At 74.8% G+C, this 23,348-nt stretch carries 22 protein-coding genes; 19 read left to right on the top strand and 3 right to left on the bottom strand.

Going from position 1 to position 23,348, the window contains the following annotated elements:
- Nucleotides 1-19 precede the first annotated feature (19 nt).
- From ndk to KK617_RS12090, 9 genes are all read left to right on the top strand, one after another.
- Nucleotides 20-433, top strand: a complete 414-nt coding sequence (ndk, locus tag KK617_RS12050; protein WP_277500271.1) for a nucleoside-diphosphate kinase — start codon at nucleotides 20-22, stop codon at nucleotides 431-433.
- Nucleotides 434-541: 108 nt separating this feature from the next.
- Nucleotides 542-1,303 carry a hypothetical protein gene (locus KK617_RS12055; protein ID WP_277500272.1) on the top strand — a complete coding sequence of 254 codons (762 nt, stop codon included), beginning with the start codon at nucleotides 542-544 and terminating at the stop codon, nucleotides 1,301-1,303.
- Nucleotides 1,300-2,103, top strand: a complete 804-nt coding sequence (locus tag KK617_RS12060) for a hypothetical protein (protein ID WP_277500273.1) — start codon at nucleotides 1,300-1,302, stop codon at nucleotides 2,101-2,103. Before KK617_RS12055 ends, KK617_RS12060 begins: the two co-directional genes overlap by 4 nt.
- Nucleotides 2,100-2,423: a hypothetical protein gene (locus KK617_RS12065; protein WP_277500274.1), complete on the top strand. Its 324-nt coding sequence runs from the start codon at nucleotides 2,100-2,102 to the stop codon at nucleotides 2,421-2,423. The genes KK617_RS12060 and KK617_RS12065 overlap by 4 nt, the downstream gene beginning before the upstream one ends.
- The gene (locus KK617_RS12070; RefSeq protein WP_277500275.1) at nucleotides 2,420-4,381 is read left to right on the top strand and encodes an alpha/beta hydrolase; all 1,962 of its coding nucleotides are present in this window, start codon (nucleotides 2,420-2,422) and stop codon (nucleotides 4,379-4,381) included. Before KK617_RS12065 ends, KK617_RS12070 begins: the two co-directional genes overlap by 4 nt.
- Nucleotides 4,378-4,935: a hypothetical protein gene (locus tag KK617_RS12075; protein ID WP_277500277.1), complete on the top strand. Its 558-nt coding sequence runs from the start codon at nucleotides 4,378-4,380 to the stop codon at nucleotides 4,933-4,935. Before KK617_RS12070 ends, KK617_RS12075 begins: the two co-directional genes overlap by 4 nt.
- A 67-nt stretch (nucleotides 4,936-5,002) precedes the next feature.
- Nucleotides 5,003-6,670: a long-chain-fatty-acid--CoA ligase gene (locus tag KK617_RS12080; protein ID WP_277500278.1), complete on the top strand. Its 1,668-nt coding sequence runs from the start codon at nucleotides 5,003-5,005 to the stop codon at nucleotides 6,668-6,670.
- Between the two features lie 46 nt (nucleotides 6,671-6,716).
- On the top strand, nucleotides 6,717-10,667 hold the full coding sequence (locus KK617_RS12085) for a Pls/PosA family non-ribosomal peptide synthetase (protein WP_277500279.1): 3,951 nt from the start codon (nucleotides 6,717-6,719) through the stop codon (nucleotides 10,665-10,667).
- Entirely contained in the window at nucleotides 10,664-11,983 is a 1,320-nt protein-coding gene (locus tag KK617_RS12090) for a M1 family metallopeptidase (RefSeq protein ID WP_277500280.1), read from the top strand. Before KK617_RS12085 ends, KK617_RS12090 begins: the two co-directional genes overlap by 4 nt.
- Nucleotides 11,984-12,150: 167 nt before the next feature.
- On the opposite strand, the gene KK617_RS12095 is transcribed toward KK617_RS12090, so the two are convergent.
- Nucleotides 12,151-13,458, bottom strand: coding sequence for a citrate synthase (locus KK617_RS12095; RefSeq protein ID WP_277500281.1), 1,308 nt, complete (start codon nucleotides 13,456-13,458; stop codon nucleotides 12,151-12,153).
- 350 nt (nucleotides 13,459-13,808) lie between these two features.
- Between KK617_RS12095 and rplM the strand changes: the two genes are divergently transcribed.
- The 3 genes from rplM (at nucleotide 13,809) to glmM (ending at nucleotide 16,195) form a co-directional block, all read left to right on the top strand.
- On the top strand, nucleotides 13,809-14,252 hold the full coding sequence (rplM, locus tag KK617_RS12100; RefSeq protein ID WP_277500282.1) for a 50S ribosomal protein L13: 444 nt from the start codon (nucleotides 13,809-13,811) through the stop codon (nucleotides 14,250-14,252).
- Nucleotides 14,253-14,316: 64 nt separating this feature from the next.
- Nucleotides 14,317-14,817, top strand: a complete 501-nt coding sequence (rpsI, locus tag KK617_RS12105) for a 30S ribosomal protein S9 (protein ID WP_277500283.1) — start codon at nucleotides 14,317-14,319, stop codon at nucleotides 14,815-14,817.
- 22 nt (nucleotides 14,818-14,839) lie between these two features.
- Nucleotides 14,840-16,195 (top strand): phosphoglucosamine mutase, encoded by a 1,356-nt coding sequence (gene glmM / locus KK617_RS12110; RefSeq protein WP_277500284.1) that lies wholly within the window; start codon nucleotides 14,840-14,842, stop codon nucleotides 16,193-16,195.
- Between the two features lie 89 nt (nucleotides 16,196-16,284).
- Here glmM and KK617_RS12115 read toward each other — a convergent pair whose 3' ends face one another.
- The gene (locus tag KK617_RS12115) at nucleotides 16,285-17,127 is read right to left on the bottom strand and encodes a PRC and DUF2382 domain-containing protein (protein WP_277500285.1); all 843 of its coding nucleotides are present in this window, start codon (nucleotides 17,125-17,127) and stop codon (nucleotides 16,285-16,287) included.
- Between the two features lie 173 nt (nucleotides 17,128-17,300).
- Between KK617_RS12115 and KK617_RS12120 the strand changes: the two genes are divergently transcribed.
- The 4 genes from KK617_RS12120 to KK617_RS12135 all read left to right on the top strand — a co-directional run bounded on the left by KK617_RS12120 (nucleotide 17,301) and on the right by KK617_RS12135 (nucleotide 19,960).
- The gene (locus KK617_RS12120) at nucleotides 17,301-17,927 is read left to right on the top strand and encodes a hypothetical protein (protein ID WP_277500286.1); all 627 of its coding nucleotides are present in this window, start codon (nucleotides 17,301-17,303) and stop codon (nucleotides 17,925-17,927) included.
- A gap of 160 nt (nucleotides 17,928-18,087) precedes the next feature.
- Nucleotides 18,088-18,957, top strand: coding sequence for a hypothetical protein (locus KK617_RS12125; RefSeq protein ID WP_277500288.1), 870 nt, complete (start codon nucleotides 18,088-18,090; stop codon nucleotides 18,955-18,957).
- The gene (locus KK617_RS12130) at nucleotides 18,954-19,388 is read left to right on the top strand and encodes a phage holin family protein (RefSeq protein WP_277500290.1); all 435 of its coding nucleotides are present in this window, start codon (nucleotides 18,954-18,956) and stop codon (nucleotides 19,386-19,388) included. The genes KK617_RS12125 and KK617_RS12130 overlap by 4 nt, the downstream gene beginning before the upstream one ends.
- Entirely contained in the window at nucleotides 19,364-19,960 is a 597-nt protein-coding gene (locus tag KK617_RS12135; protein WP_277500291.1) for a DUF3618 domain-containing protein, read from the top strand. Before KK617_RS12130 ends, KK617_RS12135 begins: the two co-directional genes overlap by 25 nt.
- Before the next feature lie 90 nt (nucleotides 19,961-20,050).
- On the opposite strand, the gene KK617_RS12140 is transcribed toward KK617_RS12135, so the two are convergent.
- Nucleotides 20,051-21,055 (bottom strand): YihY/virulence factor BrkB family protein, encoded by a 1,005-nt coding sequence (locus KK617_RS12140; RefSeq protein WP_277500292.1) that lies wholly within the window; start codon nucleotides 21,053-21,055, stop codon nucleotides 20,051-20,053.
- Nucleotides 21,056-21,136: 81 nt separating this feature from the next.
- Between KK617_RS12140 and KK617_RS12145 the strand changes: the two genes are divergently transcribed.
- The 3 genes from KK617_RS12145 to KK617_RS12155 form a co-directional block, all read left to right on the top strand.
- The gene (locus tag KK617_RS12145) at nucleotides 21,137-21,568 is read left to right on the top strand and encodes an organic hydroperoxide resistance protein (protein WP_277500293.1); all 432 of its coding nucleotides are present in this window, start codon (nucleotides 21,137-21,139) and stop codon (nucleotides 21,566-21,568) included.
- A 53-nt stretch (nucleotides 21,569-21,621) separates the two neighbouring features.
- The gene (locus KK617_RS12150; protein ID WP_277500294.1) at nucleotides 21,622-22,704 is read left to right on the top strand and encodes a GNAT family N-acetyltransferase; all 1,083 of its coding nucleotides are present in this window, start codon (nucleotides 21,622-21,624) and stop codon (nucleotides 22,702-22,704) included.
- Nucleotides 22,705-22,735: 31 nt separating this feature from the next.
- A partial coding sequence (locus KK617_RS12155; RefSeq protein WP_277500295.1) for a TerD family protein occupies nucleotides 22,736-23,348 on the top strand: 613 nt, incomplete at its 3' end.

Raw genomic sequence — 23,348 nt, forward strand, 5'->3', positions numbered from 1 at the left:
CCTCGCTAGGGTGAGCGCCATGACGCAGCGCACCCTGGTCCTCCTCAAGCCCGACGCCGTGCGCCGGGGCCTGGTCGGGGAGATCCTCTCCCGCTTCGAGGCGAAGGGCCTCGCGATCGTCGCCCTCGAGCTCCGCGCCATCGACGCCGCGCAGGCGGACGCGCACTACGCCGAGCACGTCGAGCGCGACTTCTACCCGCCGCTGCGCACCTTCGTCACCAGCGGCCCGCTGCTCGCGGCGGTCCTGGAGGGCGACGAGGCGATCGAGGTCGTGCGTGCGCTCAACGGCGCCACCGACGGGCGCAAGGCCGCCCCGGGCACCATCCGCGGCGACCTGTCGCTGTCCAACCGCGAGAACCTGGTGCACGGGTCCGACAGCCCGGAGTCCGCCGAGCGCGAGATCGCGCTCTGGTTCCCCGCGCTCGCCGGCTGATCGACCCGCCTGCCACCTCTCCTCGCGTTTGACCCCGGTCACACCGGGGGACCCCCTAGGGCGGGTGCCCGCCGGCTGCGGGCGCTCCTTCTTCTCGAGGGGGATGCGATGGCAGTGGTGAACCGACCGGAGCGGCTGGCGCCGCTCGCGCAGGAGTGGCGGGCGCAGGCCGACCGCCAGCTGGTCGCGTCGGGCTCGGTGCAGGGGGCGCCCGCGGGCGGCTTCACCCCGGCGCTGCAGGGACAGGCCGCCGCGTGCGCCGAGGCGCTGTCCGCCGCGCTCGTGCGGCTCGCGTCCCGCGCCCGCGCCCAGGCCGAGGGCCTCGACGCGTTCAGCGACGACCTCTCCGGCACGGACGCGGGGGAGGGGGCGCGGTACGGCGACGCTCCCGGTGCCGGCTCGTCCGCCCCGCCGGCACCGCCCACCGGTGGCGAGCCGTCGGGCGGTTCGTCCGGTGGCGCCCCGTCGGCTGGTGGCGCCCCGTCGGCAGGTGGTGGGTCGGGTGGCGGGTCGGGTGGCGGGTCCGGTGGCGCCCCGTCGGACGAGGGCCGCGCGGCGTTCGCGATGCGGCTCGAGACCGATCCCCGCCCGCCCCGCACCCTCGAGGCCGAGCTGATCGGCACCCCGTGGGCGCCGGGGGGCCGGCCCCACCTCGAGGAGTGGGAGCAGGCGCCGACCCCGGGTGCGGACCGTCTGTGGGAGCCCGCCGCGCCGGGCGGTGAGCGCCTGGAGTGGGGTCCCGCACCCGCCGCGCCGCTGGGCGAGCGGCTGGAGTGGCAGTCCGCCCCCACGGTGCCGGACGCCGAGCCCCTGGAGCCCCGGCCCGCCCCCGCGGCGCCGAGCGCCGAGCCGCTGGAGGAGGACCGATGAGCATCGTCCTGCCCACCCCCGCCGAGGTGCCCGTCCTGCACGCGGAGCCGGCGCTGGTCGCGACGTACGGCGAGCAGCACCTCGTCGCGGCCGCGGAGCCCGAGGGCCTGGCCGACTTCGCCCGCGCAGGTGCGCGGGTCGGCGACTGGCAGGGCCGGGGCGCCGCGGCGTACCACGAGGCCAACGGGCCGATCGCGGCCCAGGCCTCGGCGCTGGCCGCCGCGCTGCGCCGGCTGGGTGAGGACGCGACGACCCACGGGGGCCGCCTCGACGAGCTGAGGAGCACCCGCGACGGGCTGGTCGCCCGCCGCGAGGGGCTCCTGGCCCGCCAGGCAGAGCTGCTGGCGGCCTCGCCCCTCGTGCTGCCCACCCTGCTGCCCGTCATCGAGGCCTACCGCGGTGACGTCGCGGCGTTCGACGCCGAGGTGCAGGGGTGGTGGGAGGAGGTGTACGCCGAGGAGCGGCGCATGGCGCAGGTCCTCGACGGTGTCCTTGCGGACGTGCCCGACGGGCCCGTGGGGCCCGCGGGCCCGGGTGGCCCGGGTGGCCCGGGCGATGCCCCGCGGCGGCGCGACCGCTCCGACGACGGTCCACGACCGCCGGCACGTCCCGTCGACCCGTTCGACCGCCGACCCGGTGACCGGGGACCGCTGCCGTACGACCCGTCGCCCGAGGCGCCGCCCGCGCCCCAGCCGCTGCCGTGGGACGCGACGCCCCCCGAGGTGCCGCCCGCCGAGCCGCTGCCCTGGCGGGGCGAGCCCGGTCGCGCTTTCCCGGCCACGGACGGGGGCCGGTCGTGACGATCGACGTCGCCTACGTCGAGGTCGCCGGCCGATCTCGGGAGTGGGACCAGCAGGCCGTCGACCTGCGGGCCGCCGGCGGACAGGTCGGGGGTGTGAGCGGCGCGACCGCCGCGTTCACCCCGGCGGTCCGCGGCGCCGTGTCGGGCTTCTGCACGGCCTGGACCCGGCACGTCGAGGAGCTCGCGGCGGGTGCGGAGGAACGGGCCGACGGCATGCGCGGCGCGATCCGGGACTACCTCGAGACCGACGAGGCCTCGGGCTCCGTCTTCGACCCCGCGGCGCTGCTGCTGCGGGGCGCCCTCGAGGAGCGCCGATGACCACCATCGCCCTGCCGCCACTGCCGCGGACCGTCCCCACCCTCGACGCCGACCCCGACGGGGTCGCGGCCCAGGCCGTCGAGCTGCTGGCCGCCTCGGCCCAGATCGACGACGTCGGCTCCTTCACCGCCGGCGAGGCCCGGGTGGACGGGTGGCAGGGGGGGGCCGGCGCGTCGTACCACGCGGGCCTCCCGGCGTACGGCCGGCAGGCGGACGCCATGAGCCTCGCCCTGCGCCACGTGGGTCGGCGCACCGACGAGCACGCCGACGTGCTGCGCGACCTCGAGGTCCGCCGGGTCGCGGCCGAGGCCGAGCGGGTCGAGCTCGTCGCCAAGATCCGCGACCTCTCCGAGCGCGTGAACGCGCTCCTGGTGCGCACCCGCGGGGTCGAGCTGACCCCGGAGGCCGCCGACGCCGCGGAGGCGGCCGCGGTCGCGCTGGCCGAGGAGGCGGGGCGACTGACCCGGTGGGTCCAGGTCTTCGACCTGGGCCTCGACACCTGGACCCGCGACCTCCTCGCGGAGGAGGCCGCCTACGCTGCCGAGCTCGCCCGCGTGCTCGACCTGGAGCAGGTGGACCGGCTGTACGGCGGGGTCGAGGACCCCGCCGACGCCGCGCTCGCGAGCATGCCGCCACCGGGGTCGGACCCCGAGGAGGTCGCCGAGTGGTGGGCGGGGCTGAGCACGGCCGAGCAGCAGGCGGTGCTCGCCGCCTCGCCCGGGTCCGTGGGCAACCTCGACGGGGTGCCGCCGTCGGCCCGCGACGAGGCCAACCGCGTGCGCCTGACCCGTGACCTCGCCGCGCTGCGCGAGCTCGACGACGACCAGCTCACCGACACCGAGCGCGACATGCTGCGCAACGCGGAGGCAGCGGAGTCCGCGCTCGCCGACGAGCGCACCGACCCCGTGACGGGGGAGCCCGTGCCCGCGTCGCTGCTGATCTACGACCCCACCGCGTTCGGCGGGGACGGGGCGGCGGCGGTGGCCTACGGCGACCTGGAGACGGCGGACCACACCGGTGTCATCGTCCCCGGCATCACGAACACGGGCGCCAACATCGACGGCTTCCACGACGACGCCTGGGCCCTCTACGAGACCACCCGCGGATCGGTCGGGGCCGACGAGAGCGTCGCGACGGTGGCGTGGATCGGGTACGACGCGCCCTCCGACGACGCCGCCGACATGGCGCAGGTGCGCGACCAGGACGCCGCCGCCCGCGGCGCCGAGCGGCTGGCCTCGACCATCGACGGCCTGCGCGCGACGTACACGGGCGCCGGCGAGACCCACCTGACGACCATCGGCCACTCCTACGGCTCGACGACGGTCGGCATCGCCGCGGAGGACCACCACATCGACACCGACGAGCTGGTCTTCCTCGGCAGCCCCGGCGACGGGGGCGACGACCACGACGCGGGCGACTACGAGAACACCGACCGCGAGAACGTGTGGGCCGGCAAGGACAGCCGGGACCCGGTCGCCGTGCTGGGCGAGGGGGGCGCGAGCCTGCCGTTCCAGCTGGGCCCGTTCGGCCTCGGCCCGCCCGGGCTCGGCCTCGTGCCGAACGTCGATCCCCTCGACGTGCTGCCCAACCCCACCAACCCGCTCGGCCCGCTGCAGCAGGGGCCGATCGACCAGCTGGTCGACAAGATCAACCCCGTCGACGACTGGTGGGAGGACAACGACCCGCGCGACGACCTGCCGAGCCCGTACCCCGACTCGGAGGGCCAGCTGGGCACCGACCCCACGAGCGAGGCGTTCGGGGCGCAGCGCTTCGGCGCGGAGCGCTCCGAGGGCAGCTCGAACCCGCTCGACCACCACACCTCCTACTTCGACGAGGGCTCGGAGTCGCTCGACAACCTCGGCCTGATCACGGGCGGGCGCGGCGACGACGTGGAGCGGGTGCCGCACTCCGACACCGGCTGGCTCGGCGACGGCTTCGACCCGGAGCTGACCCGGTGAGGGTCGTGCCCCCCGGCACCCCGACCGGGGACCTGTTCTGGGACCTCCTGCGCCGCCGGCACCCGACCGTCGACGTCGTGCTGCGCCGCCCCGGCGTGGCGGGCGCCGCCGCAGGGGACGTGGACCTGGCCGACGAGCGCGAGCGGGTCGTGCTCGACGTGCCCCGGCTGCTCGAGGCGGCCGGTCTGGGCGCCCTGCTGCCGGACGAGCCCGAGGTGCGCCTGCTCGCCGGGGGCAGCCCGGACGCGGTGCGCTGGCACGCCCGCGTGGCCCGCACGGTGGAGGAGCCCACGGCGACGGACGCGGTCGAGCGTCTCGCCTCGCTGCTCGCGGGCCGCGGCCAGGAGGTACGGCGCACCACCGGGCCCGCGCTCGCGGTGCTGCACGCGGGGGGTCCACAGGGGCGCTGCCGCGCGTCGTACGCCCCCGGCACGCAGCGGTGGGTGCTCGAGCGTTGGAGCCCGGCGGTGCGGGTCGGACGGGAGCGGGCCCGGGCCTTGCGGACCGAGGCGGCCCGCGCGGTCGCGGACGGGCGACCGCACCCCTTGCCCTGACCTGTGATCGCCGTCACAATCGCGGCACGGTCGCCCGACGGCGGCGGCCATGCCGGAGGGACACCCGTTGAGCACCACCGCCGCACCCGGGGAGACCACCCCGACCACCCCGACCACCTCGACCGCCCCCATCCCCGTGCTCGGCGACCCGGCCGACGCCCCGCCGCCCGTGCTGGTCGACGACCGGCTGGCGTGGTGGGCCGAGCACACGCCCGACGCACCGGCGATGACCTACCGCGGGCGCACGTGGACGTGGGCGCAGTGGGACGAGCGGGTGCGACGGCTCGTGGGGGCGCTCTCGGCGGCGGGCATCGGGCGCGGCGACGTCGTCTCGTTCCTCGACAAGAACCACCCGGCCTGCGTCGAGCTCTCCCTGGCGGCGGCGTCGCTGGGTGCGGCCAACGCGATCGTCAACTGGCGCAGCGCCGGCGACGAGGTCGACTACGCGGTCAACGACTCGGGCGCCCGCCTGCTCGTCGTCGGCGAGGAGCTGCTGCCGACCATCGACGCGATCCGCGACCGCCTCGTCGCCGTCGAGCGCATCGTGGTCGTCACCCCCGACGGGACGACGGAGGGCGGGGAGCCCGACGAGTACGAGGCGTGGCTCGCCGCCGCGACCCCGCGACCCCGCGACCCTGCCGTGGAGCCCGACGACACCTGCCTGGTCATGTACTCCTCGGGCACGACGGGCCGGCCGAAGGGCGTCATGCTGACGCACCGCAACATGGTCAGCCACACAGTGAACGGCCACGACGGCTGGACCTTCGAGCCCGACGACGTCTCGCTGGTGGCGATGCCGCTGTTCCACGTGGGCGGCTCGTCGTACGTGCTGTTCGGCATCCACGACGGCATCCGGTCGATCATGACGCGGGAGCCCGACGGCGCCTCGCTGGCGGGCGCGATCATGGCCGGCGCCACCAAGACCTTCCTCGTGCCCGCCGTCCTCGCCCAGGTGCTGCAGTCCGGCCCCGACGCGATCAAGCTGTTCTCCGCCCTGACGGGCTACACGTACGGCGCGGCCCCGATGCCGCCGCCGCTCCTGCGCGCGGCGATGCAGGCGTGGCCCGCCACCGACTTCATCCAGGTCTACGGCCTCACCGAGGTCGCGGGCGTGGCCACGCACCTCATGCCCGAGCACCACCGCGACGCCGAGCACCCGGAGCGTCTGGTCTCCGCCGGGGTCGCGCTCCCCCAGATGGAGGTGCGGGTCGTCGACCCGGCGACGCTCGAGGACGTCGCGGTCGGCGAGAACGGCGAGATCTGGTTGCGGGGCCCGCAGGTGATGAAGGGCTACCTCGGCAAGCCGGAGGAGACGGCGAAGGTCATCACGGCCGACGGCTGGTTCCGCTCCGGCGACGTGGGCCGCCTCGACGCCGAGGGCTTCCTCTACGTGCACGACCGCATCAAGGACATGATCATCTCGGGCGGGGAGAACATCTACAGCCCCGAGGTCGAGCGGGTGCTGGCCGAGCACCCGGCGGTGCTCGAGTGCGCCGTGATCGGGGTGCCGGACGACCGGTGGGGCGAGACGGTCAAGGCGGTCGTGGCGCTGAAGCCGGGCACGGAGGCGACGGAGCAGGAGATCGTCGACTTCTGCCGCGAGCGGCTCGCGCACTTCAAGTGCCCCCGCAGCGTCGACGTCCTCCCGGCCCTGCCGCGCAACCCGACGGGCAAGATCCTCAAGAAGGACCTGCGGGCGCCGTACTGGGACGGGCGGTCCTCGACGATCGTGTGAGACCGGCGGGCACCGTCCGTTCACCCGGCACGGGGATGATGCCCGGGTGAGCGACCTCCTCCACGACCCGCTGCGGCGGGCCCACCTCGCGCCCGCGCCCCGCACCCTCGTCGACGTCTTCCGCGACACCGCGGCCCAGGCGGCCGAGGAGCCGGCCGTCGACGCCGGGGCGGGGGTGCTGACCTACGCCGAGCTCGAGGAGGCCGCGGACGCGCTGGCCGAGGAGCTGGCCGGCCTCGGCGTGGGGCCCGGCGACAAGGTCGGCATCCGCGTCACGTCGGGCACGACGGACCTGTACGTCGCGATCCTCGGCGTGCTGCTGGCCGGCGCCGCCTACGTGCCGGTCGACGCGGACGACCCGGAGGAGCGCGCCCGCCTGGTGTTCGGCGAGGCCCGGGTCGCGGCCGTCGTCGGCGACGACCTCGCGGTCGACGTACGTCGGGAGGCGGCGCCGCGCGAGCGGGAGGAGCCGACGCCCGACGACGACGCCTGGGTGATCTTCACGTCGGGCTCGACCGGCACGCCGAAGGGCGTGGCCGTCACCCACCGCAACGCGGCCGCGTTCGTCGACGCGGAGGCGCGGATGTTCCTGACGCAGGCCCCGCTCGGCGTCGGCGACCGGGTCATGGCCGGGCTCTCCGTCGCGTTCGACGCGAGCTGCGAGGAGATGTGGCTCGCGTGGCGCTACGGCGGGTGCCTCGTCCCCGCGCCGCGGGCGCTGGTGCGCTCGGGCGTCGACGTGGGCCCGTGGCTCGTGGCCAACCGCGTCACGGTCGTCTCCACGGTGCCGACCCTCGTCGCGCTGTGGCCGGCCGAGGCGCTCGAGCGGGTCCGCCTGCTCATCATGGGCGGCGAGGCCTGCCCGCCCGAGCTCGCCGCTCGCCTCGTGCGCCCGGGCCGCGAGGTGTGGAACACGTACGGGCCCACCGAGGCCACCGTCGTGGCCTGCGGCTGCGAGCTCACCGGCGAGGCGCCGGTGCGCATCGGCCTCCCGCTCGACGGGTGGGACCTCGCGGTCGTCGACCCGGCGACCGGCGAGCCCGTCGCCGAGGGCGAGCAGGGCGAGCTGATCATCGGCGGCGTCGGCCTGGCCCGCTACCTCGACCCGGCCAAGGACGCCGAGAAGTACGCGCCGATGCCGACGCTGGGCTGGGAGCGTGCCTACCGCTCCGGCGACGTCGTGGTGAACGACCCGGCCGGGCTGCTCTTCGCGGGGCGCGCCGACGACCAGGTCAAGCTGGGCGGGCGGCGCATCGAGCTCGGCGAGGTCGACTCGGCGCTGCTGGCCCTGCCCGGCGTGCACGGCGCGGCGGCCGCGGTCCGGCGTACGGCGGCGGGCAACCAGCTGCTCGTCGGCTACGTCGCCGTCGACCCCTCCTTCGACCCGCCCTCGGCGCTCGACCGGCTGCGCGCCGCCATGCCCGCCGCGCTGGTGCCGCGGCTGGCGGTCGTCGACACGCTGCCGACCCGCACGTCGGGCAAGGTCGACCGCGACGCGCTGCCCTGGCCACTGCCGGGCGCGGCCGGGGGCGCGGCCGGGGGAGCGGGCGGGGCCGGTGGGGCGGGCGCCGACCTGTCCGACACCGAGTCGTGGATCGCCCAGCTGTGGCTCGACGTGCTCGGCGCGGAGGTCACCGCCCCGACCGACGACTTCTTCGACCTGGGCGGCGGCAGCCTGACGGCCGCGCAGATCGTCTCCCGCCTGCGGACCCGGTTCCCCGAGGTCACCGTCGGCGACGTCTACGAGCGACCGACCGTCGGCGTCCTCGCGGCGCACCTGGACACGCTCGCGGGCCCGTCGGCGACCACGACGGACCGCTCCGTGCGCCCCATCCCGGCGAAGAGCCAGCGGGGCCAGGTGCTCGGCACCCTGCTCGCGCGCGCCGTCGGCGGGCTGCGGTGGGTGGCCTGGGCCATGATCGGCTCCACGCTGCTCGCCGAGGTGGCCGGCCTGGGGTGGCTGCCGTCGTACCCGTGGTGGGTGCTGGTGCTCGTCTGGGCCGCGGCCCTCACGCCGCCCGGGCGGATGCTTCTGTCGGCCGCGCAGGCGCGCCTGCTGCTGCGGGGCGTCGAGCCGGGCACCTACCCGCGCGGGGGCAAGGTCCACCTGCGGATCTGGCTGGCCGACCGGCTGGCCGACGAGATCGGCGCGACGGCGCTCGCCGGGGCCCCGCTCATGACCTGGTACGCGCGGCTGCTGGGCGCCGACGTCGGCCGCGACGTCGACCTGCACTCGCTGCCGGGCATCACGGGCATGCTGCGCCTGGGCCGGGGCGCCTCCGTCGAGCCCGAGGTCGACCTGTCGGGCTGGTGGATCGACGGCGACGTCGTGCACGTCGGCCGGATCGAGGTCGGGCCGCGCGCCCGCGTGGGCGCCCGCTCGACGCTGTGCCCCGGCGCGAGCGTGGGCGCCGACGCCGAGGTCGCCGCCGGGTCGGCGGTCTTCGGCGCGGTGCCCGCCGGGGAGTTCTGGGCCGGGTCGCCCGCCCGCCGGCGGCGCAAGGCCGCGCGGGGTCCGTGGCAGGACCGGCCGGCACGCTCGCGCGCCTGGATCGGTGCGTACGCCGTCAGCGCCGCCGTCGTCGGCACCCTGCCGGCCCTCGCGGTGCTCGTGGGTCTCCTCGTGGCGCTGCCGGGCATCGGCGACGTCGAGGGGTACGGCGGACTGCTCGCCCACCTGCTCGTGCGCGCGCCCCTGGGGGTGCTGGCGGGCCTGCTCGTCCTCGCCGCGCTCGTGCTCCTCGTCGTGCGCGTCTGCGCGCTCGGCGTGCGCACCGGCGTCCACCCCGTGCGCAGCGGGCCCGCGCTCGCGGTCTGGACGACGATGCGGGTGCTCGACGAGGCCCGCACGTGGCTCTTCGGGCTCTACTCCTCCTCGCTGACGCCGTGGTGGCTGCGGGCGCTCGGCGCCCGCATCGGGCCGGGCGTCGAGGCGTCGACGGTGCTGATGATCCCATCGCTGACCCAGGTCAACGAGCACGCGTTCCTCGCCGACGACACCCTCATCGGGGGCTACGAGCTGGGCGGCGGCTGGCTGCGGGCCGAGCGGGTCAAGATCGGCAAGCGCGCCTTCGTCGGCAACTCGGGCATGGCCGCGCCGGGCCGCAAGGTCCCCAAGGCGTCGCTCGTCGCCGTGCTCTCCGCGGCCCCCCGGCGCAAGACGGCCCGCTCGGGCGCCTCGTGGCTCGGCAGCCCGCCGGCGCCGCTGCGCCGTACCGCGGAGGAGGCCGACGCGAGCCGCACCTACGCCCCGCCCCGGCGCCTGCACGTCTTCCGGGCGCTGGTGGAGCTGTGCCGCCTCGTGCCCGTGGTGGTCTCGGTCGCGCTCACCGTCGGCGTCGTCGTCGCCCTGGGGGCGCTGCTCGACACCGGGCACCCGGCGCTCGGTGTGCTCCTCGCCGTGCTGCTCGTCGGCCCCGTGCTCGCGGTCGGGGGACTCGTGGCGGCCGTCGTCGCGACGGGCGCGAAGTGGCTGCTGGTCGGGCGGATGCGGCCCGGCAACCACCCGCTGTGGAGCTCGTTCGTGTGGCGCAACGAGCTCGCCGACACCTTCGTCGAGACCCTCGCCGTGCCGTGGTTCGCGCGCACCGTGACGGGCACGCCGCTGCTCAACGTGTGGTTCCGCTCCATGGGCGCCCACATCGGTCGCGGCGTGTGGTGCGACACCCACTGGCTGCCCGAGGCCGACCTCGTCCACCTGCACGACGGGGCGACGGTCAACTCCGGGACCGTGGTGCAGACCCACCTCTTCCACGACCGCGTCCTGACCATGGACCGCGTCGTGCTGCACCGGGGCGCGACCCTCGGCCCGAACAGCGTGATCCTGCCCGCGGCCGAGCTGGGCCGTCACGCTACGGTCGGACCCGTGTCCCTGGTCATGCGTGGTGAGTCCGTCCCCGGCGGGACCGTCTGGATCGGCAACCCGATCGGCCCCTGGGCCGAGCCGCCGGCCCCGGGCACGGGCGGCGTGCCCGAGCCGGCCGCGGTGACCGCGTGAGCGGCCTGCCCAGCGCCGACGACTACCTGCCCGGTCACGGCGACCGCTCGTGGGGCGCGCGGTCCTACGCGCTCGACCTGACCTACGGCCTCGAGGGCAACCGGCTCGACGGCGAGGCCCGCATCCGGGCCGAGGTGCTCGAGCCCACCGACCGCCTCGTGCTCGACCTCGCCGGTCTCGACGTCGCCAAGGTGAGCGTCGACGGCAAGCCGCCCGCCAAGTTCAGCACCCGCCGCGGCCGCCTCGTGGTCAAGCTGCGCGAGGAGGCCGAGCCCGGCGCCGAGCTCGCCCTCGTGGTCAAGTACGGCGGACGCCCCGAGCCGCTGGTCGAGAAGCACCACGGCGACGCGGGGTGGGAGGAGCTCACCGACGGCGTCATCGTCGCCGGCCAGCCCCACGGCGCCCCCACGTGGTTCCCGTGCAACGACCGGCCCGACGACAAGGCGACCTACCGCATCACGGTCACCACGGCCGCCGGCTACACGGTCGTCTCCAACGGCCTGCTGGTCGAGCGCCGGCGACGGGGGAGCGGGGAGTCCTGGACCTACGAGATGGACGCGCCCATGGCGACCTACCTCGCGACCGTCCAGATCGGGCGCTACGACATCGTCGAGCACGACGCCCCCGTCCCGCTGGTCTCGGCCGTGCCCCAGGGCACGGCGCGCGAGCGGAGCGCGGCGTACGACGCCGGCTTCGGCCGCCAGGCCGACATGGTCCGCGCGTTCGAGGGCTGGTTCGGGCCCTACCCGTTCGCCTCCTACGCCGCGGTCGTGACCGGCGACGACCTGGAGATCCCGCTCGAGAGCCAGAGCCTGTCGACCTTCGGCAAGAACTTCGTCTCCGAGGACTGGGACCAGGTGCGCCTCGTGGCCCACGAGCTGGCCCACCAGTGGTTCGGCAACGCCGTCACCCTCGCCCGGTGGCGCGACATCTGGCTGCACGAGGGCTTCGCCTGCTACAGCGAGTGGCTGTGGTCGGAGGAGTCGGGCCACGAGAGCGCCGCGTGGTGGGCCGAGCACCACCACGCCCGGCTCGCCGAGCAGGACCAGGACCTCGTGCTCGCCGATCCCGGTCCGGAGCTCATGTTCGACGACCGCGTCTACAAGCGCGGCGCCCTGGCGCTGCACGTGCTGCGCGGAGCGGTGGGGGACGAGGCGTTCTTCGGGTTGCTGCGCTCGTGGGTCGCCGAGCACCGCGGCGGCTCGGTCACGACGGAGGACTTCCTGGCCCACGCCTCGGCCGCGACGGGCGCCGACGTCGGGGTGCTGCTCTACGCCTGGCTCACCGAGGCGGACCTGCCCGACCTGCCGGCCTGAGCGCCGGCCCGCCTGTCGGTCTCCCGGCCTGCCGCGCCGGCCCGCGGGCGCTCCGCCGCTCCGCCGCTCCGCCGCTCCGCCGTACCCCCGGACGACGGACGCCGTGCGGTGACGGGCCGTGGCCCGCCCCCGCACGGCGTCCGTGGGGTGCTGGTGGTGCGGGAGCCTCAGGCCCAGCGCTCGTGGCGCGGGGTGAAGGTGAGGCCGCGGTCGCCCGTGTAGACCTGCTTCGGGCGGGCGATCTTCTGCTCCTTGTCCTGCACGAGCTCGTCCCACTGCGCGAGCCAGCCCGGCGTGCGGCCGATCGCGAAGAGCACGGTGAACATCTCCGGCGGGAACTGCAGCGCCTCGTAGATGAGACCCGAGTAGAAGTCCACGTTCGGGTAGAGCTTGCGCTTGACGAAGTACTCGTCCTCGAGCGCGATCTTCTCCAGCTCGAGGGCGATCTCCAGGAGCGGGTTGACCCCGGTGACCTCGAAGACGTCGTCGGCGGCCTTCTTGATGATCCGGGCGCGCGGGTCGTAGTTCTTGTAGACCCGGTGGCCGAAGCCCATGAGGCGCTCGTTGCCGTTCTTCACCCCGTCGATGAACGCCGGGATGTTCTCCTTGCTGCCGATGCGCTTCAGCATCCGCAGCACCGCCTCGTTGGCGCCGCCGTGCAGCGGGCCGAAGAGCGCGCCGATGCCGGAGGCCACGGCCGAGTACGGGTCGACCTGCGAGGAGCCGACGGAGCGGACCGCGTTGGTCGAGCAGTTCTGCTCGTGGTCGGCGTGGAGGATGAAGAGCACGTCGAGGGCCTTCACCAGGCGCTCGTCCGGCTCGTACTTCACCTCGCTCATCTTGAAGAGCATCGAGAGGAAGTTGGCCGTGTAGGACAGGTCGTTGTCCGGGTACACGTACGGCTTGCCCTGCGCGTGGCGGAACGACCAGGCGCCCAGGGTCGGCATCTTGGCGATCATGCGGACGATCTGCATGTGCCGGTTCGCCGGGTCCGCGATGTCGCGCGCCGCGGGGTAGAACGTCGAGAGGGCCCCCACCGACGACATCAGCATCCCCATCGGGTGCGCGTCGTAGCGGAAGCCCTGCATCAGCGACTTCACGTTCTCGTGGACGAACGTGTGGAACGTGATCTCGTGCTCCCACGCGTCGTACTGCTCCTTGGTGGGCAGCTCGCCGTGGATGAGCAGGTAGGCGACCTCGAGGAACGTCGAGCTCTCGGCCAGCTGCTCGATGGGGTAGCCCCGGTACTCCAGGATGCCCTTGTCGCCGTCGATGTAGGTCACCGCGCTGCGACACGAGGCGGTGTTGGTGAACCCGGGGTCGTAGACCGCCAGGCCGGGCTGCTCGTCGTCCGTCTTGATCTTGCCCAGGTCGGCGGCGCGGATGGTGCCGTCGACGATGGGGAGGTCGTACTCCTGACCCGTGCGGTTGTCACGGATGGTCAGGGAGGCGCCCGCAGTTCCTGCGTCGGTCACGTCGACTCCTCGTCGGTCGGGCGGGCGCGCCCGGGGGTGCACCCTGCCGGATGGGATCGTCGCCCAACCTAGCCCTCCCGCCCGACCGTTCTCCTGGGGGGCTGGTTACCGGCGGGTACGACGGAGGGTCGCGGCCGTTTTGACCCCCTCCCGCCGGGCTGCGTATCGTGACCCGTCGCGTCCCCTGCCGCGTCGAGGTCGCCCGGATCCCTCCGGGAGCGACGACCCCGGTGCAGATCCGGACGGCCCACCAGGTGGGTCGAGCCGGGCCGTGTTCGTCAGAGGACGTGGTTCCACCCCACCCGACGGGGACCTCCCGTCGGGACCGACGAACGAGAAGAAGGCTCATCGTGCGTACGTACGCCCCGAAGCCCGCTGACATCCAGCGTGAGTGGCACGTCATCGACGCGACCGACGTGGTCCTCGGCCGCCTCGCCGTGCAGACGGCCAACCTCCTGCGCGGCAAGCACAAGCCGCAGTTCGCCCCCAACGCCGACACGGGCGACTTCGTCGTCATCGTGAACGCCGAGAAGGTCGCGCTGTCCGGCAACAAGAAGACGACGAAGGTCGCCTACCGTCACTCGGGCTACCCGGGCGGTCTCACGGCCACCCCCATCGGTGAGCTCCTGGAGAAGGACGCGCGCAAGGCGATCGAGAACGCGGTGTGGGGCATGCTCCCCAAGAACCGCCTCGGCCGGCAGCAGCTGAAGAAGCTCAAGGTCTACTCCGGCCCCGAGCACCCGCACAGCGCCCAGCAGGCCAAGCCCTTCGAGATCACCCAGATCTCGCAGTGACGCTGGCCTCCACCGACACCGCCATCGCGCACCCCCGTACTTCCCAGGATCAGTGAGGAACACCGTGAGCACTTCCGAGACCGAGGTCGAGGAGACCTTCGAGGTCAACGAGCAGGGCATCGCCTACAGCAGCGAGAGCGCCCCCAGCGCCGACGCCCCCGAGCGCATCGCCACGATCGCCCCGTCGGCGGCCACCGGCCGTCGCAAGGAGGCCGTCGCCCGCGTCCGCATCGTGCCGGGCACCGGCGTCTGGACCATCAACGGCCGCACGCTCGACTCGTACTTCCCGAACAAGCTGCACCAGCAGGTCGTGAACGAGCCGTTCGCGACGACGCAGCTCGAGGGCCGCTTCGACGTCATCGCCCGCATCCACGGCGGCGGCATCACCGGTCAGGCCGGCGCCCTGCGTCTCGGCGTGGCCCGCGCCCTCAACGCGGTCGACGTCGACGCCAACCGTCCCTCGCTCAAGAAGGCCGGTCTGCTGCGTCGCGACGCGCGCGTCATCGAGCGCAAGAAGGCCGGTCTCAAGAAGGCCCGCAAGGCTCCGCAGTTCAGCAAGCGCTGATCGCGGTCCTGCGTCTTCCTTCGTGACGCGACTCTTCGGCACGGACGGGGTCCGGGGCCTGGCCAACGGTGTGCTCACCGCTGAGCTGGCCCTGGACCTTTCCGTTGCTGCCGCCCACGTGCTCGCCGAGTCCGGCGAGCTCTCCCACCGCGACGGGTCCCGCCCGCTGGCCGTCGTGGGCCGCGACACGCGCGTCTCGGGGCAGTTCCTCGAGGCCGCCGTGGTCGCCGGCCTCGCCTCGGCCGGCGTCGACGTCCTGCTCCTGGGCGTCCTGCCGACCCCCGCGGTGGCCCACCTGACCGACGCGCTCGACGCCGACCTCGGCGTCATGCTGTCGGCCTCGCACAACCCGATGCCGGACAACGGCATCAAGTTCCTCTCGCGTGGCGGCGTCAAGCTCGACGACGCCCTCGAGCAGGCCATCGAGGCCCGCCTGCGCGAGCCGTGGCAGCGCCCGACGGGGGCAGCGGTCGGCCGCGTCACGCCGTACCCCGGCGGGCAGGAGCAGTACGTCGCGCACCTCGCCGGCACGCTGGGCACGTCGCTGAGCGGCCTGCGCCTCGTGCTCGACTGCGCCGAGGGTGCGGCGAGCGAGGTCGGTCCCGCGGCGCTGCGTGCCGCCGGCGCCGAGGTCGTGGCCATCCACGCCTCGCCGGACGGGCTCAACATCAACGACGGCTGCGGGTCCACGCACCTCGGGCCCCTGCGTGCCGCCGTGCTCGCGCACGGCGCCGACGCCGGGTTCGCGCTCGACGGCGATGCCGACCGCTGCCTGGCGGTCGACGCCGACGGGGAGGTCGTCGACGGCGACCAGATCCTCGCCGTGCTCGCCGTGGCCCTCAAGGACGCCGGCGAGCTCGCCGGTGACACCGTCGTGGCGACCGTCATGAGCAACCTCGGGTTCACCCGCGCCCTGGCCGCGCACGGCATCGCCGTGTCGGCCACGCAGGTGGGCGACCGCTACGTGCTGGAGGAGATGAACGCCGCCGGCCGCGTGCTGGGCGGCGAGCAGTCGGGCCACGTCGTCATGCGTCGTCACGCCACGACGGGCGACGGGCTGCTGACGGCGCTCCACGTCGCGCAGCGGATGGCGGTCACGGGGGAGAGCCTCGCGGCCCTCGCCGGCGTCATGACGCGGATGCCGCAGGTGCTCGTGAACGTGCCCGACGTCGACAAGGCCCGCACCGACGACGACGTGCTGCAGGAGGCGGTCGCCGCGGAGCAGTCCCGCCTCGGCGACTCCGGTCGCATCCTGCTGCGGGCCTCGGGCACCGAGCCGCTCGTGCGCGTGATGGTCGAGGCGACGACGGACACCGAGGCGCGCGACGTCGCGGACCGGCTCGCCGACGTCGTACGCCGGCGCCTGACCCTGGCCTAGGCCCGCCCGCCGCTGCCGCTGCAGCGGCCTTGACACAAAGGTGCCCCCGTCGGTCCGACCGACGGGGGCACCTGCTCGTGCGGGGTGGATCAGTGGCGGCGGTCGGCCACGTCGCCCTCGACCTCGATGTGCTCCTTGCGGACGTCCTCGCCGACGGTCTCCTCGTCGACGACCGTCTCGGTGCCGAGACGCACCCGCTCGACGGGCTCGGCGGTCTTCTGCACGACGGGCTTCTCCTCGTGCAGCACGACCTCGTGCTCCTCCTCCGAGATGGTCGGGCCGTCGAGGGCCTGGCCGGCGTTCGCCTCGGTGATGGGCTCGGTCTCGAGCACCGCGTGCTCCTTGCGGACCGGGACGGTCTGCGTGACGTGCTCGGTGGTGACGTACTTGCGGAGCCGGGCGCGGCCCGCCTCCTGCGTGGTGGTGCCGACCTCGACGTGCTCCTCGGAGCGGGTCATGGCCTCGTCCGTGGTGCGACCGGACGTGTCGTGGCCGACGGGCGCACGACCGGTGGTGACGGAGTCCGTGCCCGCGGTGTGGTGGCCGGCGGTCGCGTCGTGGCCCACGGTCGTGTCCGTCGTGTGCGTGTCGTGCGTGTCGTGGCCGACGTGCTGGCCGCGGTGCCCGGCGTAGTGCTGCCAGAGACGGGCCTCCTCGGCCTCGTCCAGGTGGCCGCCGTCGACGTCGATCGAGGGGGCGTCCTTGATCTGGTCCTTGGTGAACGGCACCGTCAGGCGGTCGCCGTCGAGGGTCGCGTCGGTCACCGGCACGAAGGACTCCTTCATCCCGAACAGCCCCGTGTTCACGGTGACGAACTCCGGCTGACCGGTGGAGTCGTTGAGGTAGAGCTGCCCGACCTTGCCGATCTTGTCCCCGCTCTGGGTGTAGGCGGTGGTGCCGATGGCGTCGCGGGCCTGGGTCTCGTTGAGCATGTGGTTCTCCTTCTGAGGTTCCCCGTTGCTGACCGCCCACCGGTACCCGCGTCGGGCGTCCTAGACGTGGGAGGCGGCAATTTTCTGAAATTCGGACGAAACGGCGATCAGACCGGGTGAACCGCGCGGATCGGGTAACCGGTGGTCCGCGGGGCACGACGAAGGAGAGCGACGTGACACGACACCACAGGGACGACCGGCCCACCGAGGGCGGCGGCGCCAGCACCTTCGACGCCGTGCAGGAGCGGCGGCGGACGGCCGTCGACGACTCGGCTGCACGCGACCGCTTCGCGGGGCTCAACCTCGGGGCCTGCTTCTTCGGGTGGCTCGTGGCCGTGGCCGTGGCGATCCTGCTCACCAGCATCGTCGGCGCCGTGGTCGCGGCCGTCGGCTCCTCGACCGGCATCACGCAGACCGACGCCGAGCGGGAGAGCGGCACGATCGGGGTGACCGCGGCCGTCGTGCTGCTGGTCGTCCTGCTGGTCGGCTACTACGCCGGGGGCTACGTCGCGGGGCGCATGTCGCGCTTCGACGGCGGGCGCCAGGGGGTGGGCGTCTGGGTCATCGGGCTCGTCGTGACGATCGCGGCCGTCGTGCTCGGCGCCGTCTTCGGCTCGCAGTACAACATCCTCGACCGCGTCAGCCTGCCCCGGATCCCCGTCTCCACTCAGGACCTCAGCATCGGCGCCGTGATCACCGCGCTCGCGGTCGTGGCCGGCACCCTGCTCGCCGCCGTGCTCGGCGGCAAGGTCGGCCACCGCTACCACGACCGCGTCGACCGCGCCGTGATCCGGCACTGACCCCCCGCACCCCCCCGCACCTTCCCGGTCCTTCGACGGCACGCCCGACGCCGTCTCCCCGGGTGACGACCTCCGACAGGACGTCGCCCACCCACCTGCGGCGGAGCACCTCGGCCCCGCAGAGCACGAACCGCATGGCTCCACCACCCAGGAGGAACAGATGACCGACCCATCCACCACCGAAAAGGCCCAGGCCGCCGCGTCCACCGCGGTCGACGAGGGCCGTCACGTCACCGGCGTCGCCAAGGACGAGGCGCAGAACGTGGCCTCCGAGGTCTCCGCGCAGACGCGCCAGCTCGTGGGCGAGACCCGCCAGCAGGTCGCGCAGCAGCTCGACGACCAGTCGCGGCAGCAGCGGGACAAGCTGGTCGGCACGCTCGGCACCCTGAGCGACGACCTGTCGCAGATGGCCGACCGCAGCGAGAGCTCCGGCCTCGCCGTGCAGGCCGCCCGCGAGGTCGCCGACCGCACCCGCTCGCTGCAGTCCTACCTCGACGGCCGCGACCCCAGCGAGCTCCTCGACGACGCACGTGACTTCGCCCGTCGTCGTCCGGGCGTGTTCCTGCTCGGCGCGCTCGTCGCCGGCGTGGTCGCCGGCCGCGTGGTGCGCGGGGCCAAGGACGCCCCGCAGGCCGGCGCCGGCAGCACGGCCCCCACCCCGACGACGCCCGTGGCTCCCGTGGCCACGCCCACGTCCGGCTACAGCTCGGGCTCGGGCTACGGCTCGGGCTACGCGGCCCCCGGGTACGGCGAGACCCCCGGCGCCGTCGGCTCCTACCCGCCGCCGCCGGTGAGCCCCACCCCGGTCTCGGCCCCGCCCGTCGGCCAGGGCTACGGCAGCGACCCGCTCGCCGGTGACACCCGTCCGCAGCACGTCGCGGACCCGGGCCAGGGCCTCCCGCCCCTCCCGCCGCTCCCGGGCGAGACGCCCGGCACGGTCGACCCGGGCCCCGCCCTCGACGACGACGGGCCGATGGGGACGAACGCCGCCGGCTACGGCCGCCGCGACGGCCTCGAGGGGCCCGCGTGAGCACCCCCGTCAACCCCCCGCCCCACGATCCGGCGGGTCCGCGCAGCCACGGCGGTGAGCGGAGCCTCGGCGAGATCGTCAGCGACGTCTCCCAGGACCTCAGCACGCTCGTCAAGCAGGAGCTCGACCTCGCGAAGGCGGAGCTCAAGCAGGAGGCGACCCAGGCCGGCAAGGGCGCCGGCATGCTCGGCGGTGCCGCGGTCGCGGGCCACCTCGTGCTGGTGTTCCTGTCGCTGACGCTCATGTTCCTGCTCGACAACTGGATGCCGATCGAGCTCGCCGCGCTCATCACCACGCTCCTGTGGGCCGTGGCCGCCGGCGTGCTCGCCGCCCTCGGTCGTTCCGAGCTGAAGAAGGCCAACCCCCAGCTGCCGAAGACGCAGCAGACCCTCAAGGAGGACGCATCATGGGCCAGAGCCCAGAAGAGCTGACCGCAGAGATCGCCCGGACCCGTGGCGCCCTCGCCTCGGACCTCGACGAGCTGCAGGACAAGGTGAGCCCGAGCGCCATCGTCGACCGCAAGAAGGCCGCGGCCCGCGAGCGCGTGCTGGGTGTGCGGGAGAAGGTCATGGGGGGCGCCAACGACGCCCGCGGCAAGGTCGCCGGCGGGGCCGAGGGTGCGTCCAACGCCGCCTCGAACGTCGCCTCGCAGGCGGCCGACACCGCGCACCAGGCAGCCGAGACCGCCCAGCAGCGCTACGACGGCGCCCCGCTGGCCGCCGGCGTGGCCGCCTTCGGCCTCGGCATGGTCATCTCCGCGCTGATCCCGGCGAGCAAGGTCGAGGCCCGCGCGGCCGCGCAGGTCACCGACACGATCAAGGAGCAGGCGGCGCCCCTCGTGGACGACGCCAAGGCTGCGGCCGCCGACGTGGGCCAGAGCCTGCGCGACAGCGCCGCCTCCTCGGTCGAGGAGGTCAAGCAGACCGCGCAGGACGCGGCCTCGCACGTGCAGGAGGAAGGCGCGTCGTCGGCGCAGAACGTGAAGTCCGAGACGACGAGCTGACACCGCGTCGGCCGTCCTCGGGCGCCCGACGTCCCACCGACCCCGGGTCCCCGTGCTTGCACGGGGGCCCGGAGTCGTCTGCGGGGGGCCTCAGTCCGCGTCGCCGACGACCGTGCCGTGCGGGCGACCGGGGTCGTCGTACGCCGGCTCCGGCTCGCCGGCGCGGCAGGCCTCCATCTGCGCGCAGACGGCGGCGCCGTAGAAGAGCGCGCCCGCGGAGAGCAGCGCCCACAGCAGCAGGGCGATCACGCCCGTCAGCGGGCCGTAGACGGTGCTGAACGAGCCGGTCGCCCCGACGTACGCCGCGAGCCCGCCCGACGCGACGAGCACCAGCACCACCGTCACGGCCGAGCCGAACGCGACCCACGACAGCGCCGGCTGCCGGCGCCGCGGCGCCCGCTCGAGCAGCACCGCGATGGTGACGACGAGGAGCAGGATCCCGACGGGCCAGCGCCCGACGCTCCAGGCGGTCTGCGCGGTCTCGCCCCACCCGTACTCGGTCGCCATGGCCTCGACGAACGTGGGGCCGGTGACGAGGAGCAGGAACCCGATGCCGACCGGGCCGGCCAGGCAGGCGGCCAGGAGGGCGGCGCGGCCGTACTTCGCGGGCGCCGGCCGGTCACGCCGGATCCCGTAGACGCGGTTGGTGCCGCGCTCGACCTGCGCCATCGCCACCGTCATCGAGAACAGCGCGAAGGCGAGACCGCCGCCGAGCGCGATCTCGCCCGCCATCTCCTGGGCGTCCTCGTCGCCGTCGGCGTCGTCGGCCTGGGTGAGGGCGTCGACGAGCGCGTCGTCGCCGGCGGTGCCGGGCGAGACGGCGTCGACGGTGGCCGCGATGACCTTCGCGGGCCGCTCCGCGTCGAGGTCGGCGGCCAGGCCCGTCAGGGCCAGCAGGAACGGCACCACGGCCAGGGTCGCCTGGAGGGCGAGGGCCCGGCTGCTGCTGAACCCGTCGCCGTACCGGAACCGCACGAACGCGTCGACGAGCACCCGGCGCACGCCGACGCGGCGCAGCAGGTGGAACGCGTCCTCGGCGTCGAGCTCGTCGCCGTCCATCTCGGTGGTCACGGGCACGAGGCGCGCGGTGGTCATGGGGTCACGGTGCCGCACCCGGCGGGCCGGCGCCGCACCGGGTGGGCGCGCGCCAACCGGCGGGTCCGTAGCGTCGCCAGCATGACCAACACACCCGACAAGATCGTCTACACCGCCCGCGCCACCGTCACCGGTGGTCGCCAGGGCCGGGCCCGGTCCGAGGACGGGGTCCTCGACCTCGACCTCACCGCGCCGAAGGAGACCGGCGGCCCCGGCACGGGCACGAACCCCGAGCAGCTGTTCGCCGTCGGGTACGGCGCGTGCTTCCAGGGCGCGCTCGGGCTCGTCGCGAAGAAGGCGGGCGTCGACGCGTCCGGGTCGACGCTCGACATCGCCGTGGGCTTCGGTCCCGACGCCACCTCCTTCGCCCTCACCGTCGACATCACGGCGACCATCCCGGGCGTCGACGACGCCACCGCGCAGGACCTCGTCGAGCAGGCCCACCAGGTCTGCCCGTACTCCCGCGCCACCCGCGGCAACGTCCCCGTGACGGTGCGCGGCGTGGGGGCCTGAGCCCCGGAAAACCCGTCGCCCTCGCAGCGGCGCGCGTCCTAGGCTCCCGGGCCATGACGCGCGCCGCTGCCGTCGAGGTCGTCGCCCTCGACCCGACCGCCCCCACCTGGGCCGACGACGTCGCCGCCTGGCACGCCGTGTACGACGAGGTGGCCCGCCACCTGCGCGCGGCCACGGCGAACCCGTGGTCGCTCGACGAGATCGTCGTGTCCCTGACGGCGGGGGCGTCCCACACGCGGCGCACCGCCTGGGTGGCCCGCGCCCGGGAGGGTGCCCTCCCGGGCGCGCCCCAGGGCACGGTGGTGGGGGCCGGGCTGCTCGACCTCCCGCTGCTCGACAACCGCGACACCGCGTCGATCGCGGTCTGGGTGCCACCGCGGTGGAGGCGCCAGGGCGTCGGCACGGCGCTCGCCGCCGCCCAGGAGGACGCCGTGCGCGACCTGGGACGCCACGTCCTGCAGGCCGACGCGCACACCGGCGACGACGCGGCAGCCGAGACCGCCCTGGGCGGGCTCCCGTTCGCCCGCGCCCGCGGCTACGAGGTGGCCCTGGCCGGGCTGCAGAGCCGGGCGGCGCTCCCGGTGGACCCCGCGGTCCTCGACCGTCTGGCGGGCGAGGTCGCACCGCACCACACGGCGTACGCGCTGCGCACCTGGGAGGGGCCGGTGCGCGACGACCTCGTGGCGGGGTACGCGCGGATGGACGCCCTCGTCGACGTGGAGGCGCCGAGCGGGAGCCTCGAGGTCGAGGCGCGCACCGCCGCCGTCGACGTCTGGCGCGAGCGCGAGGCGGAGTCGCAGCGCCAGGGCCGGCGCAACGTCGCGACGGCCGCCCTGGACGCCGGGGGCCAGGTCGTCGCGATCACGGAGCTGTGGCGCAGCACCGGGTCGGTCCAGCTGCAGCAGTGGAGCACGATCGTCGACACCGCGCACCGCGGCCACCGCCTCGGTCTCGCCGTCAAGATCGCCAACCTGCGCCGGGCGCAGGAGGTGTGGCCGGACGCGACGGAGGTCCTCACGTGGAACGCCGCCGACAACGGCCCCATGCTCGCCGTCAACGAGCAGCTGGGGTTCCGGGTCGTCGAGCGGGACGTCGAGCTGCAGCGACGGCTGACGGATCCGTCCGAGCAGGGTTGAGATCGCGGGCGGTCGGATAGATTCGCGTCCCGTGATCACCTTGACGAAGGGCGGGAACGCGCCGCTGGCCGTGTCCCGCGTCTCCGTGACCGTCGACGTCGCCGCCTCCGCCGACCTCTCGGCCCTCCTCGTGACCGAGGCGGGCAAGGTCCGCACCGACGCCGACTTCGTGTTCTACAACCAGCCGAGCGGCCCCGGCGTGACCTGCGTGCCGCCGAGCGGGGGCGGGCAGTGGCGGGTCGACGTCGACCTCGCGGCCGTGCCGGCCGACGTGCACGCCGTGCGCCTGGTGACCTCCCTCGACGACGACGGCAAGGTGTTCGGCCAGGTCGGTCAGCCGGTGGCCCGCGTGTCGGCCGACACCGGCCCCGTCGCCGAGTTCCCCATGACGGGCCTCGACCGCGAGACCATCGTCGTCGCCCTCGAGCTCTACCGCCGGGGCACCGACTGGAAGGTCCGCGCTGTCGGCCGCGGGTACGACGGCGGTCTCGGCGACCTGATCGCCGACCACGGGGTCAGCGTCGACGACGCCCCGGCCGCTCCGGCCGCTCCGGCCGCTCCGGCCGCACCGGCCGCACCGGCCCCCGCTCCCGCCGCGCCCCCGGCTCCGCAGCAGCCGCCCGCCCCGCAGCAGCCGCCCGCCC

The sequence above is a fragment of the Nocardioides sp. ChNu-99 genome (assembly GCF_029493445.1).
Taxonomy (GTDB): Bacteria; Actinomycetota; Actinomycetes; order Propionibacteriales; family Nocardioidaceae; genus Nocardioides.